Below are 18,318 nucleotides of genomic sequence, written 5' to 3'. Positions count from 1 at the left end.
GATAGTGATTACTAATTAATTAGTCTCTGCGATATAACCGAAGCCAGTCAGTGATGGCGCCGGCCGTGAAAACATCGTTAGTCCGGATGATTTTACCGGACTTTACGATGTGGACGACTTTTAAGACTAGCGGTTTGGGCTAGGCTTAAAAGCGAGTTGGAAGCCCGCACTTTGGGCTGAAGCCGGTCCCACAGCCGGCAGAATCACTGGCTGGCGGAGGAGACAATATCACCGGCTGACACCATTATTAACCGCTTGCCAGGGATCTGCCACTAACTTAGGACCAGTCATTGTCTTTAGCATCACGGTTGCACTACGTTGTTGAGCATACTCTTCCAATGAAAAGCCATTCTGCCCTGCGACAACTTGTAAATCAACATGCACCCCAAACTGGTTTAATTTTGCTAGTAGCTCCTGTGCCGCCGTCACCGACATTGGTGTCAGCTGTGGCACAATCAAATCTAGATCACTCGTTGGCTTGGCCGTTGGTTGCCCGGTTGCTAATTCAAAACCAACACTACCGCCAATTCCCCAACTAATCGCATTTAATATTGGTGCAAGCTTTGGTAAAGCTTGTATTGCCGGCAAAACTTGTCGTATTGAACTCACGTTTTGCCACGCACGTGTCACCACTAAATCCATTGGCGTGATCACCGTTGTCACATCCGTCAGCGCGACCGCTCCCGCCCAACGTTGTTGTCGCTCAGGCCCACGAACACCGACTGGCAATCGATCGTCAGTCTGTGGACCACGGCGAACCACTACGACTGGACACGCAGCTAACCGCTCATTAACCCAATCAGGAACGGGGGCATCACCATGAAACACTGCTGATGATGTTAGTCGCAGTAATGTATGTGGTGCAACTAATTGGCCCATTGATCAGCGACCGCTTGACGAACCCGACGAGTGGCAACCCGGCCACTCGCTTTAGCAATGTCGGTTTCATAACGGAAATGTAAGTCGGTTGGTTGATCAACCGTGCTGGCAATCGCGTCATCAATAATACCAGCTAATTTAGCCACTGACTGATCATCGGCTTGCCAGGCATCGATGCCTTCAACGAATTGATACATCGCACCAAGTTTTTGATAGTTTTTCACATCATAAGCCATAGCTGGCACATGTTCCGTTGCCGCTTCTAATTCCGCAATCGTCCGTTGCGTAATCCGAGCCGCACTGGCTTTAGACATCGCTTGAATCGTGATCGAGTCATCATCTAGAACCACCAATCGGTTGGATTGTAACCCGAAGGCTAAGAACCCACCAGAAACCGCATCACCTGCTGCCACGGCAATCAGCGGATGACCGGCTTGCCGTGCTTTAGCTTCAGCAACCGCGGCCGCGGCTAAACTCATGTGAATCCCGATTAATTCTTCTTTATAACCATAAGCTTGACTAGGCACATCGACAATGAGCACAATTGGCCGTTTCGTCGCTTTATCTGCATCAGCAGCCACAATGTCATTGACAATCGTGGCCACGCTAAAGCCTTCTTGCAGGCCAACTTCACCATGACGAACTCGTGGGAATCGATTATGTTCATCAGCTGTAATCGCAATAAATGCTTTTCCACCTTTATCCGCATGTAACACTGTTGGGACTGAACTTTCCGCATTTTTAATGCCGGTCAAGGCTTCAAACCACAACCGACCACGACTCTTGGTCCCGGGGTTATCGCCACTAACCGCAGCGGGAATCGTATGCTTCGTGATTTGCACGTGTTGGTATAAATCACGATACGTTTGCGTATCCAATGGTTGATCCAGATCTAATTGATCCAATAAAGAGAGGTAAAAGTCCGCTTTATCGGTCCGATGGCTATCTTTACGTTCCGCAACCGCGGCACTAACCGCCGCTTTGATGGTCGCAATATCGTCAGTCACGACTTCATCCACAATTCCAGTAGCCGCCCGTTGTGTCGTTCCCAACGTATTCCAAATTAAATCTTTATCGCTGCTATCGAATTCACGTACGCCGGCTTCTTGTTCAATGACTTCGGGACCGTTCAAACCAACACGCGCTTTCTTCGTCGTAATCAAATACGACAACGTTGCAGCCGTAATCGACATGCCCCCGAATGATCCTACTCGACCCGGAATCACCCCGATAACCGGCACGTATTGCTTCAAGGCCACGACGGTATTTTGAATTTCAGAGATGGATAATAACCCATAGTTGGCTTCTTGTAACCGCACGCCACCAGTATCCAAAACTAAGATTGGGTAAATGGTTTTACCAGCTTTATTATCAGCTAAAGCTTGTTCTAACGCAGCGACAATTTTAGCACCACTAACTTCACCAATCCCACCGCCTTGAAAAGCGCCTTCAATGGCAACCACTAAAGCAGCTTGACCGTTCAATTGACCGCGCATTAAGACGACGCCATCGTCACTTTCAGGCACAATGCCTTGTGGTTCCAAATGTGGTGAAATTAAGTTATCAAACGGACCGACTAATTCACGAGCAGTCCCAGCGTCTAATAACGCTAATGCGCGTTCTCGCGCTCTTAATTCAACGAAACTATCTTTCATGCTAAGGCCTCCATTGCTTGTGTTAAGCGTAAGTTAACCACGCCGGGTGTAGCCCCAAAATCATTGATTTCGATTGCCGCGCTAATCGGGTACCGATCAAAGAACCGATTTAACACGTTGCCCCAAACCGTTTTAAAGCCATCACTCCCGGTCACTACGGCGACCGTCGTTTGATTGGTTGTAATGGGTTTTAAGATCACTTCTAAGTCCCCAGAAGCCACCACACCGACATGAACAGGGGCCGTAATGGGTTGACTCGTTTTAAATTCAAATGTTAATTTCTCCATGATTTACCTCACTTTGTTAAACCGAATTGCGTTAAGAAATAAGTAGCCGCAAACAAGTCTGCGGAACCGCCGGGTGAAATTCGTCGATCGATGGCAAATTGACATAGCCGCTGATACGCCGGATTCGTAAGAACCGGTTGCGGGTCAGTTAAAAGCTGCGCCGCTTGGGTTTGAAAGGCACGCAACGTGGCTAAGTCACTCCGGTAAACGATATTGGTATCATCCACCGTTGCTAATAAACTCAATAGCCCACGATACCAACGATCAGCGCCCGTATTGGCCTCAACCATCGCTAGTGCTTGCCGTAAATGTGGAAATCCCGCTTGCGCTTCACCTTTGGCCCCTGGCAACCGATAACGTTGTTGGACGACTTGTCCATGACTCTTAGCCGTCACCATTGGTAATCCAGGATCTGACAATTGCGCCAAAGCTTGCGCGCGAGTTAACACGGTCGTTAATGTTGGTTGTTCATCACCCATTAAACCAGCGATAAGCAAACTAAACGTCCAAATCGCCCCTTTATGAGTATTGACACCATTTGTTGCCGCAAACATGGCTTGTTCCGCTTGACGGCCAATCGACCCTAGTTGTGCGCGTAACGTTAGATCAACCGGTGCTTCATGACTCGCAATGGCCGCCGACGTCAAAGCCGGCTGCAAACTCATGGCTGATTTTAAAAACAGCGCCAGATCCATATCGGTATGCACGCCCGTAGATTGTGCATCGACCAGTCCTGGTTTCGGACTAAACCGAACTTCCCACTTCAATGCGGCTACCGCTTGGGCTGCCACAGTTAACGCCGTTAATGGCGGTGTCATTGCCAACATCGACTTTCACCTCATTTTCAAAATTATGACCAGCTCCGGAACTTAGCTGGTGGATTGTATAACCCTTTGGACCAACTGATTAAGTCATCCATATTTTGCGCTGCTAGTAAGGACCGTTTGGCCGCACTCCGCTTCACGCCTAGATCTTCTGGCAACGCCACGATGCCGCGTGCCCGTAAATCAGCTAATTGTTTAGCATTGCTGCGTAACCCAACTGGGGTAACCCCAGCAATGGCTTCAATGGCCGCTTGGCGTTCAGCCATACTGTCGGTCTTGTAAAGATAAGCAATCCCTTCTTCAGTCACAATATGGGTTGTATCTTCGCTATAAATCATAATTGGCACATTTTGTAGTTTCGCTTCGTTTTGGACTTTTTCTGCATCCAAATGATCCACAAAAACGGGTTTCTTATTCGCCCCAAAGGTTTCGACCATTTGCACGACTAGTTTTTGCCCTTTACCCAATGGATCATCATCAGGCCGTAAGCTTTGCCAAGCAGGCGTTGAGTGCCGGCGTCCAGTTGGGTTACTCCCCATATTAGGCGCACCCCCGAAACCAGACAAGCGACCTTCAGTCACCGTTGATGAATTCCCAAATTGATCAATCTGTAAAGTTGATCCCACAAACATATCTAACGCATATTGCCCAGCCATTTGACCAAAGGCCCGGTTAGACCGCATGCTACCGTCAGCGCCAACAAAGAAAATATCGGGACGAGCCGCAATGTATTGTTCCATCCCGACTTCGCCACCAAAGCTATGAATCGATTGAATCCAGCCACTTTCGATTGCGGGAATCAGCGTTGGTGTGGGGTTAACTTCCCAGTTAGGCACAATTTTGCCCTTCAAACCAAGTTGTTCCCCATAGGTTGGTAACAATAATTCAATGGCCGCCGTGTTAAAACCGACCCCATGATTGACAGATTGGACATTGTGCTTTTCATAAATCCCACGAATGGCCATCATGCCCATCAAAACTTGTAATTCAGTGATATTTTGGGGGTCACGTGTAAATAAGGGTTCCAATTGATATGGTTCATCGGCAGGAATCACGACATCAACCCAGCCACCAGGAATATCGACCCGTGGCACTTGATCGACAACTTCATTCGCTTGAACAATGACAATCCCATCTTTAAACGCGGCCGATTCAACAATCACCGGTGTTTCTTCGGTATTATTTCCAGTGTAAAGATTCCCATCATGATCCACTTTATCCGCCGCAACTAGCACGACATTTGGAATCAAGTCGACATACAAGCGAGCATATAATTCTAAGTAAGTATGAATATCACCAACTTGCATCGTCCCATCAGCAATCATTTGTGACACTCGGGTACTCTGCGGACCCGCAAACGAAAAGTCCATCTTGTTGGCAATCCCTAATTCAAAGATATCCAAATGTTCAGGCCGCGAAATACTCGACATAATCATGTGCAAGTCATGAACCTTCGCGGCATCAACTTGTGCTAACGTTTGCGATAAAAAGCTCGCTTGTTTTTGATTGTCGCCTTCCAAAACGACCTTATCACCAGGTTTAATTAATGTTTCTAAAACAGCTCGCGCATCTTGCGTTTTGGCAAACTTGCCATTTAATAAGCTCTGGGCGGCAGTTAACCGCGCGGCTTTTGCATCGCGTCGGGTCGTCCAGGATTTAACAACTTCACTCATTTAAAGAACCTCTTTCCATTTTGTTAACAAAAAATCAGCATCATCAATTGATTGTTGTGCCAAAGCAATCGTGCGTACATTCGGTTGTTGGGCTTGACTAAGTTTCGTAAACACCGTCCCCGGTGCAAATTCCATCGCTACTTGCGTCCCTAACTCTTCGGCTACCGCCATCATCGTGGCCCAATAAACGGGATAACGTAAATTGTTCGCCAAATCATAACGGACACCATCGGCTGTTAAGGTGCGCCGGCCATTCCAATTGGCTAGATAACTACAACGCGGCCGTTGCACGTCACAATCAGCCAACCTCGCTGTTAACTGTTGGGCAACAGCCGCCATCAATGGCGAATGTGATGGTGACGGCACGTGTAACAGCTTCGCATGTTGCGCCCCTTGCGCTAGTGCCAGCGTTAACACTTGCTGGATCGCTGGTAATGCCCCAGACAAGGTTGTTTGTAATGGCGTATTTTGATTGGATAAGTACACCGGCGTGGCCTCCGTATGCACACTGGCAACCAATGGCGCTAGTTCAGTTCGTGTTAACCCAACCACGACACCCATACCATAGCCAGTCGGATAGGCCGAACGCATCGCTTGTGCCCGTGTTGCCACCAATTGAATGGCGGTATCAACTGTCAAACTCCCAGCCGCCACTGCTGCGGCAAAGACGCCCAGCGAATGTCCAGCCACAGCTTGCGGTTGCCATCCCAATTGTTGGCATTGCGCTAATTGATCCAGCTGGCGACTCAAAATACTTAATTGAATTTGAACCGGATCTTGATAACCTACAGTCGTATCACTTAACGTCACGCCGGTTAAGGCTGTCACTCGGGCTAAAATTGCCGGATTTACCGTCGCTAATAAGCCGGCCTGTTGACTCCCTTGGCCTGGAAAAACCCATAACGTTTGCATCATCAACCATCACCTTCTCATTTAAACCATCCTGAATTGATCTCACGACTTTACTTTAAGCGTGATCAATATAAATGTATAATAGTAAAACGAAAAGACTATTAACCATTTGGTTATGAATGGAAGCAGGCTAATAAATATGAACTTAACGCATTTAAAGTGTTTCGCGGTGGTTGCCCAAGAACAAAGCATCACTCGTGCCGCCGAAAAGCTCTATATCTCGCAACCAGCCGTCAGTAAAATGATCCATCAATTGGAAACCGAACTCGCTGTAGCTTTGTTTGACCGTCAAGGCCGCACTATTGTGTTAAACCGGGCCGGTGAACTCTTCTATAGTTACGTGACCGAGGTGTTAGATAGCCTCAATCGTGGTATTCAAGCCGTGGCCGGCGGCGTTGATACGACGGTTTATCCATTAGAAATTACGTTAGAAGTCGCCTCATCGTTAATTCCCCAGATCGTCACGACAATTCAAACCAAGTTTCCAAATGTTCGCTTAAACTTAAAACAGCATTCTGTGATGGCGACCAATTTGCAACATGCTGACTTCATTATCACTAGCCGACTACTCCCTGATTTTGTCAGTATTCCCTTGATGAAAGAAGAAATTTTTGTCGGTGGTCAAGCAGCTTCGCTAACTAATAAACGCTTCATTCAAATGAAAGACTTGCCCACTAAACAATTGATTGGCTTAACGCCACAAAGTCCACTGCGTCAAACGATTGATCGCTACTTTGCTGCGATCGATCAACCGTTGAACTTTATGTATGAGGCCGATGATCCGGCTACCGTGCGGGGCTTACTAGAAGCTGGAGTTGGCGTTGGCTTTATTCCGGCCGTGACTTGGCAGAAAGTAGGCCGTCAATTGCACATTGCCCGCTTAACCCCTGAACCGTTAGAACGCACGCTATATTTAAGCACGCCCAAAAGATCGCAAACCAACATTCAACGAGAAATTGGCAATGAACTGATTCGATTATTTTTAAACTATCAAACGACCGCCCTTAAAATTTAGACTTGCATTTTCTAAATTAAAGTGATTAGATTGTAAGCGTTAAATCACCACTTGATTGATCTCACAAATTCAATTAAAGGTGGTTCCTCTCAATGCAACGTCCATTCACCATTCCTAAAAACAGTGTCGCTGACCTCGGCGACTATCTTAAAATGTGTGCTTGTACGGCGGTCATGTTACAGTCCGTTTTAGCACTCGTTTTAAGTACCCAACCAAGTACAGCCACACAACTTGGAATGGGAGTTCTTTATGATCTCGTCAAATTTACGGCACCGGCCTTTATTTTTGGGATTCTGTACACTTCGACGCGGCTCAGTTATCCGCAAACTGTCTCACACTATCCACAACATTTACACCAACAATGGTCCGCTTTGTTTGTCCCAACGATTTGGTGGACATTCGCCTACTTGCTGATTTTTCCAAACGTCCAACAAGTCACAACTTATCACAGTGTCGGTTCGTTTATCTGGCAATTCATCAACGGAAATGCCGCCCCACACTTGTGGTACAACACGATGATGCTCCAATTTATTCTGCTGATGCCTTGTTTTTGGTTGTTGGCACGCTGGGTTAACCATCAACCTAGCCATGCTTGGCTAGTCACTGGTCTAACGATTGTTGGTTATGCGGCTTGGCTATGGTTCTACGATGCGAACGTCTGGCACGGTGCCCAAACACAAAATTGGTACTTACTTGACCGGTTATTCATCAGCTTTGTGATCTATGGCATCTTTGGTGTACTTACTTGGTGTTATCAAGATGTGCTCGCGCGTTGGTTGCATCGTGGTCGTTGGTTAATCGGGCTCGCATTACTAGCCGTGATCGGTTGGACCACGCAACAGCTTTTCAGTCATGGCACCCCGGTAAGTTTTGCCAACGCGCCTTACTATCAACCATCGATGACGCTATATGCGCTATTAATTATTAGCGTTATCGCCATCATCGGTTGGCACCAGATTCGACAACAGTCACGGGTGTTACCCGTTGTTCACTGGTTAGCCACTTACGCTTATCGCGCCTACTTGGCCAACGTCTTTTGGTTACAAGCCCTATGGCGACTTGGTGGGCAATCACTGACTGGTCACCCATGGCTACAAATTATTGGCTGTTACGTGTTAACTTGGCTGTTAGCTTTTGCCTCCGCTTATGGGTTTCATGTTGCCTGGTCGACAGTTAAACAACGCCTATTCACGACTCAAACTGCACATTAACGTGTGGTTATCGGCTGGCTTTTTTAGCGCCGATAACCCACGTTTTATTTTTGTCTTAAGGGACCAGGCTATTTTACCGTCAACAGGTGACTTTTACAGCGATAGCATGTATCCTAGAGGTAACTCATTACGACATTTATGAAAAGGACGTTTAATTTAATGAAAGTCACTCAATTAATTAATAGTTTAAAATTCAAACGCGTTGACCCCGCCGTCACCGAAGATTTTGACGTCACAATGCTGACTCAGGATACACGTGAAGTTAAGCCTGGGGCGATGTTTATCGCCGTCGTCGGTTATCACGTGGATGGTCATGATTGGGTTCAACAAGCGATTGCCGCTGGTGCCAAAATCATTGTCGCCCAAAAACCAATTGACGTTGATGTTCCCGTGATTTATGTCGCGAACACGGAACGGGCAATGGCCATTTTAGCCGATGTTTTCTATGGTGCCCCTAGTCAAAAAATGCGGATGATTGGCGTTACCGGAACGAACGGTAAAACCACGGTTACCCATTTAATCGAACAAATCTATCGGGATCAAAATCAAGCAACTGGCTTGATCGGGACAATGTATCGGAAGATCAAAGACGAAAAGTTTCCTACAGCTAATACCACACCCGATTCAATCACCACGCAACGGACATTGGCCGCCATGCGCGATGCCGGTGTTGATACGGTTGCGATGGAAGTCTCCTCAATCGCACTAGTCTTAGGTCGTGTTTGGGGAATCGACTATGATATTGCTGTCTTTACTAATTTGACGCAAGATCATTTAGACTTCCACAAAACAATGGCCAGTTATGCGGAAGCTAAAGCAATGTTATTTGCCCAATTAGGGAACAAATACGACGCTAATGGGACGGCTAAGGTTGCAGTCTTAAACACCGATGACCCTGTTGGGCGTGAATTTGCCCAATATACAGCCGCACATGTTTTGACTTTTGGGTTAAAGCCAGATGCCATGATCAACGCGCAAAACGTCCAAATCAAGAGTCATGGGACAGAATTTGATTTATCCGTTTTCGGTGAAGTCACCCATGTCACGATGAAACTAATCGGCCAATTCAATGTCTATAACATGTTAGCTGCCTTTTCAGCGGCTTATGCAAGTGGCATCCCCGCTGATCAAATCATTCAATCACTTGAAAAAGTCACTGGGGTTAAAGGTCGCTTCCAAGCGGTGCCTTCACATACCGGTGTCAGTGTCATTGTCGATTATTCACACACGCCAGATGGCTTATTGAACGCCTTGGAAACCATTCAAGACTTTGCTAAACAAGATATTTATTGTGTGGTTGGTTGCGGTGGTGACCGTGATAAAGGCAAACGACCAAAGATGGCTAAAATTGCCGTTGAACACAGCACGAAGCCAATCTTCACTTCTGACAATCCGCGGACTGAAGACCCTGACATGATCTTACAAGACATGGTCGCCGGTGTGCCTGATGCCAACGTTCCAGTTTATGTTGATCGTCATGAAGCCATTGCCAAGGCCATCGACCAAGCACAACCTGGCGATGTCGTCTTAATCGCTGGTAAAGGCCACGAAGATTATCAAATTCTCGGCCGTACCAAACATCACTTTGATGACAGTGAAGAAGCAGCTAAAGCTTTAGCGTTAAAACCAACGATTGATTAGGTTGTGCATATAAACTAGCGTCTAGGAGAAAATCCTAGGCGCTTTTTTTGCGTTTGATGCTTTTCATTGGAGCTAACCTGATACACCTTGCCTTTGAAACGTGCTCCTCAAGCCTGTGATCTCCGCTTAGCTACGTCTAACCAAGGATTGAAGTCGAAACGTGTCCCCTGAACCTGCGACCTCCGCTTAGCTACGGCAGACAACTGATCGAAAACCCACGATCAATTGTTTGCCTAGGCTATGCTCAGTCGCAACCCGGTTTAGGGAACACTCTGCTAGATTAGTCACTATCCTAACTATTCACAATAGTCGATAAATGGCCTCAACTAATCCTATAATTTAATTGTTGAAAGGAAATAATTTTTGTTTTAACAATAGTCAGTTTGGGGGGATTATTAATGAAACAGTTTGCAATTTGGAAACGCCGGATTGCTTATGGGTCAACCGATATGGCTGGCAACATGATCTGGCAAATGGTTAGTATGTATCTGTTGTTTTTCTACACAACGGTTATTGGCATTTCGCCAGCATTCGTTGCCACGTTATTCTTGGTCGTGCGGTGTATTGATGCGTTTGACGCCTTGATTTATGGTTACTTAATTGACCATACACACACTCGTTGGGGGCAATCACGACCATACTTTTTATGGTTCGGAATTCCGTTAGGACTATTGGCCATGTTTCTGTTTATTAACCCGACTTTTGCGGGTGGTCAAACGTCAAAACTCGTCTTTGTTACCGTTATTTATGTGTTATTTAGTTTAATTTATTCCGGTGCCAATACACCGATTACCTCGATTCTGCCAAGCTTAACCGCTGATAGCGTTGAACGGACTAAATTAGCTAGTGCCCGGATGGTCATGACCACCATTGGTGCAACGATCGTCAGTCTGGGAACCTTACCCGTTGTTAAAATTTTAGGTGGTGGCAATCAATCTAAAGGGTTCGCACAATGGGCCATTATTTTAGGTGTCGTTATCATCGGCCTCTTCGTCTTCGCCTTCTTTAATTTGCATGAAACTAACATCGTTGAACCAGCAACAACTACCGAACAACCCGCAAAATCGTTGTCCATCTGGCAATCTTTAAAAGGTGCGGCACGTAACAAGCCATGGTTAATCTTAGCTTGCTCCTTCGTCTTACTCCAAACTTTCTGGGTTATGCGGAATTCAGCCGCTATCTTCTTTATTCAATATGTTTACGGCAAACCAGCTTTAGCCGCAGCCTTTTTGGGGATTTCATTTGTCTCAGTTATTGGGAATTTAGCGGTGCCATTCCTTTCACAACATTTTCAAAATCGGCACATCATGCAAGCCTCACTCGTGCTTTTCATCTTCAGTCAACTCTTATTGCCTTTAGCTGAAAAGACAAACAGTGTCTTCTTCCTCTTTGCCGGTGCGGTGATCTCACTGGTTGCCATGGGGGTCACCTTTACCATTGCTTTTGCGATGCTATCAGATACGATCGACTATTCCAATAAGATTCTTGGTTTTAATGAAACCGGTTTCTTGTCAGCTGTACCGATGATCGGTGCTAAATTAGGGATGGGTCTTGGTGGTTTCTTATCCGGACAATTGCTTGCCTGGGGCGGTTTCAATGCCAAAGCTCATGTGCAAGCTAGCAGTGCCATTACCGCTATCAACTGGTCCTTTGTCTGGTTACCAATCGTTCTCGGTTTAGGGATGTTCTTAATCTTACAATTCTACAAACTCGATGAAAAAACACTCGTCGATGAACCAGCCGCACCTAAGGCTGATAAAACTGCCAAGACCTTAAAGGAGGAGACGAACCGATGATGCCAACTATTCATGAAACAACGACTAAATTAAATCAAGTCACAAAAATTACAAAACCGTGGGCCCAAAACATTAAAAGTGGACAATTCGATCCGCTCGTTTTGCAAGATTTAGCACCTTTTAGTGAACCGGTCACGCTCGATCCCGATTTAGATGGTCTACGTGAAGGTAGCCTCAACGCGCCGATCGCTGATCCAGTGGGCGATGCAGTTACTAGTCGGCAAGTGTCCTTAACAGCTCTTGGACGCACCGTTAACGTTGACTGGCTCACCCCGACGACCGTGATTGGTGAACAACTATTAATCTACTTGCATGGTGGTGCTTTTTACGGTGGCGTCCCAGCTAACAACACCGTGTTACTCAAGCTCATCGCTAATCAAAGTCACTGTGAAGTCTTAAATGTCGACTATGGTTTAGCACCCGAGCATCCGGCACCCGAAGGCATTTTAGATGGGTTAGCGGTAATTCAAGCCGTTGTGGCGCAGCACCCTAATGCCAAAATTGCGATCTCAGGAGATTCAGCTGGCGCTAACATTGCGATTGCCGCAGCTAGCTTGAATCGTCAACTCGGTAATAATGCCGTTAACCAACAGCTCTTGCTTTATCCAGTGACGGCTCCCGGTGCTGATCATGCTGGTGCGCTATGGGACATGAACAATTTTCCAATTATGCCAGCCCAACAGGATATTTTAAACAACTATCACGATCTATTCCGCCAATTAGATACCATCATGACTAATTATTACTTACCAACTGGCTGGGAATCAGGTGCGCCACTGATTTCACCACTTAATCAGGCCGACCTAGCCACTAGCCCTGCCACGATGATTCTCATTGGGGAATTCGACCCCTTCCGACCACAAGCTTGGGTCTATGCGCAACGACTGGCACAAGCTGATGTTGAAACAACCTTTGTCCAATATCAAGGCCAAAATCACGCCTTTGCGCCACATGTTGATCGCTTCTGGCAAGCACGCGACGTGGCTACGATGATGACTGAACGCCTCGTTAGCTTATTATAAGCAACACTCAAAAATGACACCAACTTGATCGTCTGATCAGGTTGGTGTCATTTCTTGTTAAAACTAAAAATAGTTATACTTGCCACCTACCGTTCGCCCACATTGAGCCGGAACGCTGTGGGCGGACCGGTTCAGCCAAAAAGCGGTCTGAACCATCGTTTTGAACCACCAAACCCGTGTTTCAAAAGCGCCAATCTCTAAGCGATAAATCGCTAAGAGATTCCCACGGCTGGGCTCAATGTGAGCTCACTCTCGGTTATGATAGTTACTAGATTGATTAATTTTACGATATAGCCGGAGCCAACCAGTGATGGCGCCGGCCGTGAAAACATCGTTAGTCCGGATGATTTTCCCGGGCTTACGATGTGGACGCCTTTTGAGACAAGCGGTTTGGGCTAGGCTTAAAAGCGAGGTGGAAGCCCGCACTTTGGGCTGGAGCCGGTCCCACAGCCGGCATAATCACTGGCTGGCGGAGGTAGCATAAAACACTATTACCGAGACACTACGCATCCAAATAATCGGTCTCATTCCAAGTTTTGACTTTAAAGGTTTGATTATCATCAGTTTTTAGAATCGTCAAGCTATCATTATCCACAATGCCATGACCGATCGTCGACATTAATTGACCATCAAGATATAAAGGCTTGCGGAATTGGGCAATCGGAATTCCTAGTAACGCCTTAATCGTCATTGTGGTGACTAAACCATGCGATACCATCAATAATGGCTTATCACTTTGAACACCGGCTTGCGCTACAGCATCGTGTACCGCCGCGGTTGTGCGCGCAACAAAGTCCGCGTAAGTTTCCCCTTGTCCAGCAAGTTCTGGTTGATAACGCTCAGGATGATTGATCAACATATCCACTTGCGTTTTCGGTTCCGCCTCGGCTTCCAGCAAACCGTCCCAACGGCCAAACCGCATTTCTCGTAGTCGTGGTTCCACTTGAATGTCGGGTTGCCACTGATTAGCCTCAACAATATATTGGGCCGTATCAAACGCTCGCTTTTGCGGACTACTATAAACAGCCTCGAATTGGACCGCTTGTAGCCGTTTTCCAGCCGCTTTACCACCCAAGATGCCACTCTCCACTAATGGCGAATCCGAATCGCCACCTTGAAAACGATGTTCAAGATTAAACTGTGTACGACCGTGCCGCACAAAATAGATTTGCATGGTTCATGTGCCTCCCTAACTAAACTGATATCTTAATTTTACCTGTTATCCAGTCACAAAAAAAGTCTAAGCCTCGTGACTTAGACTAATTAAACTATACCTTTTTAACCATATGGGCATACGGATGCACGCCAATCACCAATTTACCGACCGTTTCAAACCCTTGCCGATGATATAACTTGGCCGCCTTAGGATTGCCATCATCAACATTCAAACTCAGTCGACTGAGTCCTTGATCCTTAGCTACAGCTGGTAAAGCTTGTAGGAGTTGACTGCCAATCCCTTTCCCCTGCGCTTTGGGGCTGACGGCTAGCATGCTTAAATACCATTCGCCAGGTTGCGTTTCGCCACCAAGTTCAAGAGGGGCGTCAAAACCGGATTGAGCCGCCGAAACGGCTCGCAATAGCTGATTAACCGCGACTTCATTGGCTGCCGGATGACCAAAAGCAACCCCTAACACTTGGTCGTCATCAACCGCTACTAACGTTTGCGCCAAATCCGTTAAGTTTTCTGGCCGTTGATACAACGTTGTGAGCATGGCTAACAAATCGGCGTCACTTACCTTAGCCAGTACTGGCATTTCCATATCTCGATAAATCATCCCCACTAATGGCGCAATTTGCGCCGCATCAGTTGGTTGCGCTAATCTAATTTGCATGCACGTTCCTCCTCTAATTAACTTCCTATCCAGCTTAGCAAGATTCACTAAGCCGCGTCAATCAGGATGCTTCATTGATTGCCGATGGGTTAACGTCATGACCCAAGTCGTCACTGGCACCGTTAGAATAACCCCAATTAAGGCAAACAAAACCATCAAAACTTCAGCAACAAAAATTTTATTATTGATCACACTGCCAAACGAATAATGCAGACCGGAGAACCAAATAAATAGTGCTAAAAAGCCACCAAAGAAGCCAAAAAACAACGTATTAAATGTCGTTCCAATGATCTGTTTGCCAATGCTAATACCATCTAGATAAAGTCGCTTGGTCATGACTTTAGGATGTTGCGCAATAATCTCACTGAGCCCCGCCGCAATTGCAATGCTGGCCTCGGCAATCGCACCTAATGTACTAAGAATAGCTTCCGTCACAGCGACCCCAACAAAGGATACCCCAATCGTTAAAGACATCCCTTCTAAGTCTTCACTATCTTCCAAACTAAAGCCTTGTGCCATAATCCAGTGCTCCACTGGAAAAATCACTAAAATAAGACCAACCATCACGATTAGAGCCGCGATATAGGCCGTTTTAGCCGCCAACTCGTTTTCCTCACCAAAGAAAATTGTAAAGGCCAAAATAATCGTCCCAATGACGAGTGACACGCCCATTGCCGGAAATCCCCACGAAATCAAGACAACCGCTAAGAACAATAACCCAAAGTTAAAAATCAAACTCAAAAAGGCCGTGGCGCCTGTTTTACCACCGATTAACGTCATCAGCGCAAACAAGACGAGCCCTAAAACACTAATGGTACTCATGCTTGCGCCGCCTTTCTAGGCATCAACCGACTAGCTAACCAGCTGGCAACTGGAATTGCTAAAACAATGCCAATCCCTGAAATCAAACTTTGAACCATCCCTAACGACATATTCATCGAGAAAGTATAGCCCCAATTGTTGCCATTCCGTAAGTACAATAGCGTCATCGCAAAGGTATCGGCCATAAAGATCAGGAATAACACATTAATTAATGGTCCCATGATTGACCGACCAATCGTTAAACCAGATTTAAAGATTTGATTCGCCGTCACATCTGGTCGTTCTTCACGCAATTGGAACAGTGAAGCCACAATATCGGTCGATTCATCCATCACCGCACCTAATGATCCCAGCACGGTTTCTACTAGAAATAATGGTCGCGGTACTTGGGTCACGTATTGCATCGCTTCATAAGTGACACCACGTTCTTTAGTCACCGCAAAAACAATTAAACTAATAATGACAGCTAATCCGGTCCCAGCAACCGTTGCTCCTAACGTCACCAGCATCTGCCGAGAAAAACCAAGCACCAGCCATAACGTTAAAACCGCAAAAATAATGGCTAACCCACCAAATAACGTATATAAATGGCCACCATTAGTCATCAAATCAATTTGAATCGCGCCATAAAACAAGACTGCATTTAACGTCACACTCAGTAACGCCATCAAGCCGCTAAAACGCATAATCAATAACAGTAATGCTAACGCCAACCAAGCGACAAAAGCCAACGCGGTATCGCGTTTCAAGCCTTGAATCGTGACTGCTCGACTAGCACTCTTCGGGATACGAACAAAGACTTGATCGCCTACCCGGTAGGCCTGATCCATCGCTCCCGATTTCGTATAACTATTTTTGATCCGATACGTTCGACCTTGATGCTGATGATTTAAAACCTTGATTGTCACCCATTGGCTGGCATCAACATCTTTATTTTGAAATTCATCAGTCGTCGCCGTGTGTTGAATGGCTTGTACTTTGGTCACTTGTGCCACCGTTTGTTGATACCAAGCGGCATTTTTTCGTGTTAAACCAACACCAATCAAGCCAACAATGACAACCACAATCGTTAGCCACAAACCCCACGATCGTTTCATTCGTTGCTGCAACATTTCCACCCTTTTCTCACTTAAACTAGTGCTAGCTTAGCACGCACCACGCGAGATAACGTGACTTGGACTAAATCTTTACCAGAATCTAAGCTTCCGCCTGTTCAATTTGTGTTTGTAAATCCTTTAACCACATCACTTCGGTCGTATTATGTTCACGATTTGCCCATTTTAACCCTTGCTCAATCGTGTCTAAAGCAGTTGGTGCTTGATGGCTGACGCGCCATTGATACACTGCTCGTAACTTAAACTGGGTCAATGGCGTATAACGTTGCCGTAAGCGTTGCAGCTCATGGTCCTGGACCCAGGCAATGAACTGCGCATCGGCCTGTTCTGCCAGCAGATGCCAATAGAGTGTCGCATCTAAGTACACGGCCATATCCGCTGGTGGCAATTCATTAAAACTATGCGTTAATCGCGTTAGTCCGGTTAACAACTCAGCTAACGGTAAGCCATGTTGCTGGCCCCATTGCAGCGTGACCCAAGCTTGACGGACAATTAAATAATTCTGACTCGTGCTGCCTGGTGCTAACTGAATCGCGTCAACTGGTAACGACGCAACACTGCCCGTTTCTACCATCGTTGCTGTAGCTAACATGGTCACGTAAGCTGCAGTTGTGCCAGCCGGAATTGCCCGGGCCGTTTTAAAATCTAAGGCCGCGGTTGCCCGGCCACGCCACACGAAAGGTAACAATTGAAGCGCTTTTAACGTATTCACCCAAATCCAAATAATCGCAATCATCAACCACAAATCAAACCCATGAGCCAATTGTTGTACCGTGACCAAACTAAAAATCACCGCTAACAAATTAAACAAGCCCCCGCTAAAACAAATCGCCGCATAATTGAAGCGTTCCGACTCACTTGGCGGCATAATGACCAAATGCGGTTCGGAATGGATGGGCCGTTGCCAACGCCAATGGCCGTCAAAATGAACCAATTGATACCGATATCCGGCAATTTTAACTACACGGCCACCAGTCAGGCGACTGCCCAACCACTGACCAAACTCATAAATCAAAGTCGCACCTAGTAAACTCCCAATGAGTCCCAAACCAAGCCAACCAATTGTCGATAATAATGAACCCACGACTTGCAAATTCGCCACCTCCACTAATCTAATGTCATTAGTCTTATTATAACAAACTAAAAACGTTGCGCCGGCTTCACCTAATCGGTCAAAGTCAACACAACGTTTTAAAACTTATTTTGATGTTGCAATATGCCGATACTGGGCAAGCAGATTATGGGCGGGGCCATCCGGATCAGTCGTTGGCATCGCATCAATCACATCGGTGACCGCATCAACTAAGCCATCACTCGTTACTGTAGCCCCTGTGACGGCATCAATATCAACGGTTTGAGCCATTAATAACCGTGTTACCACTTGTGGAATCGCCTCTTTTTCCAAACCATGCAACTTGGTTTCCGGCGCCACTTCGATCCCCACAAGTTGATCCGCAGTAAATGAAATCGTCAATGGTAAATCATGCAAGTAACCATCACCAACAATGTGATAGGCCCCTGGTTTATACGTTGCCATCTTAAAGCCCCCTTCGTCTTTTACTGATTTCACTAAAAGTTGAAAGATAGCCGGGCCACCTCCGTCAGCCAGTGATTCTGTCGGCTGTGGGGACCGG

At 46.5% G+C, this 18,318-nt stretch carries 17 protein-coding genes; 5 read left to right on the top strand and 12 right to left on the bottom strand.

Translation table 11 applies throughout. The features are described 5' to 3' along the window. Positions 1 to 228: 228 nt before the first annotated feature. From FFM84_RS09765 to FFM84_RS09740, 6 genes are read right to left on the bottom strand one after another with little or no spacing between them, the layout of a single operon-like run. Positions 229 to 879, bottom strand: coding sequence for a malonate decarboxylase holo-ACP synthase (locus tag FFM84_RS09765; protein WP_130845078.1), 651 nt, complete (start codon positions 877 to 879; stop codon positions 229 to 231). Then, the gene (gene mdcD / locus FFM84_RS09760) at positions 867 to 2,534 is read right to left on the bottom strand and encodes a biotin-independent malonate decarboxylase subunit beta (protein WP_130845077.1); all 1,668 of its coding nucleotides are present in this window, start codon (positions 2,532 to 2,534) and stop codon (positions 867 to 869) included. Before mdcD ends, FFM84_RS09765 begins: the two co-directional genes overlap by 13 nt. Continuing rightward, positions 2,531 to 2,821 (bottom strand): malonate decarboxylase subunit delta, encoded by a 291-nt coding sequence (locus tag FFM84_RS09755; RefSeq protein ID WP_130845076.1) that lies wholly within the window; start codon positions 2,819 to 2,821, stop codon positions 2,531 to 2,533. Before FFM84_RS09755 ends, mdcD begins: the two co-directional genes overlap by 4 nt. 8 nt (positions 2,822 to 2,829) lie before the next feature. Further along, complete coding sequence (locus tag FFM84_RS09750) at positions 2,830 to 3,648, bottom strand: triphosphoribosyl-dephospho-CoA synthase (RefSeq protein ID WP_225424561.1); 819 nt, start codon at positions 3,646 to 3,648, stop codon at positions 2,830 to 2,832. A 23-nt stretch (positions 3,649 to 3,671) separates the two neighbouring features. Continuing rightward, on the bottom strand, positions 3,672 to 5,318 hold the full coding sequence (mdcA, locus tag FFM84_RS09745) for a malonate decarboxylase subunit alpha (protein WP_130845075.1): 1,647 nt from the start codon (positions 5,316 to 5,318) through the stop codon (positions 3,672 to 3,674). Beyond that, positions 5,319 to 6,230: an acyltransferase domain-containing protein gene (locus FFM84_RS09740; RefSeq protein WP_130845074.1), complete on the bottom strand. Its 912-nt coding sequence runs from the start codon at positions 6,228 to 6,230 to the stop codon at positions 5,319 to 5,321. It lies immediately after the preceding gene. A 139-nt stretch (positions 6,231 to 6,369) separates the two neighbouring features. Between FFM84_RS09740 and FFM84_RS09735 the strand changes: the two genes are divergently transcribed. The 5 genes from FFM84_RS09735 (at position 6,370) to FFM84_RS09715 (ending at position 12,915) form a co-directional block, all read left to right on the top strand. After that, positions 6,370 to 7,245: a LysR family transcriptional regulator gene (locus tag FFM84_RS09735; RefSeq protein ID WP_165444252.1), complete on the top strand. Its 876-nt coding sequence runs from the start codon at positions 6,370 to 6,372 to the stop codon at positions 7,243 to 7,245. Between the two features lie 92 nt (positions 7,246 to 7,337). Next, positions 7,338 to 8,456, top strand: coding sequence for an acyltransferase family protein (locus FFM84_RS09730; RefSeq protein WP_130845072.1), 1,119 nt, complete (start codon positions 7,338 to 7,340; stop codon positions 8,454 to 8,456). Between the two features lie 159 nt (positions 8,457 to 8,615). Further along, positions 8,616 to 10,097: a UDP-N-acetylmuramoyl-L-alanyl-D-glutamate--2,6-diaminopimelate ligase gene (locus tag FFM84_RS09725; protein WP_130845071.1), complete on the top strand. Its 1,482-nt coding sequence runs from the start codon at positions 8,616 to 8,618 to the stop codon at positions 10,095 to 10,097. 398 nt (positions 10,098 to 10,495) lie between these two features. After that, positions 10,496 to 11,893, top strand: a complete 1,398-nt coding sequence (locus FFM84_RS09720) for an MFS transporter (RefSeq protein WP_130845070.1) — start codon at positions 10,496 to 10,498, stop codon at positions 11,891 to 11,893. After that, a complete protein-coding gene (locus tag FFM84_RS09715; protein WP_130845069.1) occupies positions 11,890 to 12,915 on the top strand; it encodes an alpha/beta hydrolase in 1,026 nt (341 codons plus the stop codon). The genes FFM84_RS09720 and FFM84_RS09715 overlap by 4 nt, the downstream gene beginning before the upstream one ends. Before the next feature lie 502 nt (positions 12,916 to 13,417). Here the strand turns inward: FFM84_RS09715 and FFM84_RS09710 are convergent. From FFM84_RS09710 to FFM84_RS09685, 6 genes are all read right to left on the bottom strand, one after another. After that, the gene (locus FFM84_RS09710) at positions 13,418 to 14,089 is read right to left on the bottom strand and encodes a histidine phosphatase family protein (RefSeq protein ID WP_130845068.1); all 672 of its coding nucleotides are present in this window, start codon (positions 14,087 to 14,089) and stop codon (positions 13,418 to 13,420) included. 94 nt (positions 14,090 to 14,183) lie between these two features. Continuing rightward, entirely contained in the window at positions 14,184 to 14,747 is a 564-nt protein-coding gene (locus FFM84_RS09705) for a GNAT family N-acetyltransferase (RefSeq protein ID WP_130845067.1), read from the bottom strand. Positions 14,748 to 14,804: 57 nt separating this feature from the next. After that, a complete protein-coding gene (locus tag FFM84_RS09700) occupies positions 14,805 to 15,569 on the bottom strand; it encodes a YibE/F family protein (RefSeq protein ID WP_130845066.1) in 765 nt (254 codons plus the stop codon). After that, positions 15,566 to 16,681 carry a YibE/F family protein gene (locus FFM84_RS09695; protein WP_130845065.1) on the bottom strand — a complete coding sequence of 372 codons (1,116 nt, stop codon included), beginning with the start codon at positions 16,679 to 16,681 and terminating at the stop codon, positions 15,566 to 15,568. The genes FFM84_RS09700 and FFM84_RS09695 overlap by 4 nt, the downstream gene beginning before the upstream one ends. Before the next feature lie 85 nt (positions 16,682 to 16,766). After that, positions 16,767 to 17,768, bottom strand: a complete 1,002-nt coding sequence (locus tag FFM84_RS09690) for a hypothetical protein (protein WP_225425300.1) — start codon at positions 17,766 to 17,768, stop codon at positions 16,767 to 16,769. Between the two features lie 114 nt (positions 17,769 to 17,882). Next, the gene (locus FFM84_RS09685; RefSeq protein WP_130845063.1) at positions 17,883 to 18,221 is read right to left on the bottom strand and encodes an FMN-binding protein; all 339 of its coding nucleotides are present in this window, start codon (positions 18,219 to 18,221) and stop codon (positions 17,883 to 17,885) included. Positions 18,222 to 18,318 lie beyond the last annotated feature (97 nt).

The sequence above is a fragment of the Lactiplantibacillus mudanjiangensis genome (assembly GCF_005405385.1).
Lineage (GTDB): Bacteria > Bacillota > Bacilli > Lactobacillales > Lactobacillaceae > Lactiplantibacillus > Lactiplantibacillus mudanjiangensis.
This window is presented reverse-complemented; position numbering and strand designations above follow the sequence as displayed.

Bases quoted from the DNA above. Each gene is read 5' to 3' on its own strand.
- FFM84_RS09735 (WP_165444252.1), top strand. From the start codon at position 6,370: ATGAACTTAACGCATTTAAAGTGTTTCGCGGTGGTTGCCCAAGAACAA.
- FFM84_RS09695 (WP_130845065.1), bottom strand. From the start codon at position 16,681: ATGTTGCAGCAACGAATGAAACGATCGTGGGGTTTGTGGCTAACGATT.
- FFM84_RS09715 (WP_130845069.1), top strand. From the start codon at position 11,890: ATGATGCCAACTATTCATGAAACAACGACTAAATTAAATCAAGTCACA.
- mdcA (WP_130845075.1), bottom strand. From the start codon at position 5,318: ATGAGTGAAGTTGTTAAATCCTGGACGACCCGACGCGATGCAAAAGCC.
- FFM84_RS09755 (WP_130845076.1), bottom strand. From the start codon at position 2,821: ATGGAGAAATTAACATTTGAATTTAAAACGAGTCAACCCATTACGGCC.
- FFM84_RS09740 (WP_130845074.1), bottom strand. From the start codon at position 6,230: ATGCAAACGTTATGGGTTTTTCCAGGCCAAGGGAGTCAACAGGCCGGC.
- FFM84_RS09720 (WP_130845070.1), top strand. From the start codon at position 10,496: ATGAAACAGTTTGCAATTTGGAAACGCCGGATTGCTTATGGGTCAACC.
- FFM84_RS09700 (WP_130845066.1), bottom strand. From the start codon at position 15,569: ATGAGTACCATTAGTGTTTTAGGGCTCGTCTTGTTTGCGCTGATGACG.
- FFM84_RS09765 (WP_130845078.1), bottom strand. From the start codon at position 879: ATGGGCCAATTAGTTGCACCACATACATTACTGCGACTAACATCATCA.
- mdcD (WP_130845077.1), bottom strand. From the start codon at position 2,534: ATGAAAGATAGTTTCGTTGAATTAAGAGCGCGAGAACGCGCATTAGCG.
- FFM84_RS09725 (WP_130845071.1), top strand. From the start codon at position 8,616: ATGAAAGTCACTCAATTAATTAATAGTTTAAAATTCAAACGCGTTGAC.
- FFM84_RS09710 (WP_130845068.1), bottom strand. From the start codon at position 14,089: ATGCAAATCTATTTTGTGCGGCACGGTCGTACACAGTTTAATCTTGAA.
- FFM84_RS09730 (WP_130845072.1), top strand. From the start codon at position 7,338: ATGCAACGTCCATTCACCATTCCTAAAAACAGTGTCGCTGACCTCGGC.
- FFM84_RS09685 (WP_130845063.1), bottom strand. From the start codon at position 18,221: ATGGCAACGTATAAACCAGGGGCCTATCACATTGTTGGTGATGGTTAC.
- FFM84_RS09750 (WP_225424561.1), bottom strand. From the start codon at position 3,648: ATGTTGGCAATGACACCGCCATTAACGGCGTTAACTGTGGCAGCCCAA.
- FFM84_RS09705 (WP_130845067.1), bottom strand. From the start codon at position 14,747: ATGCAAATTAGATTAGCGCAACCAACTGATGCGGCGCAAATTGCGCCA.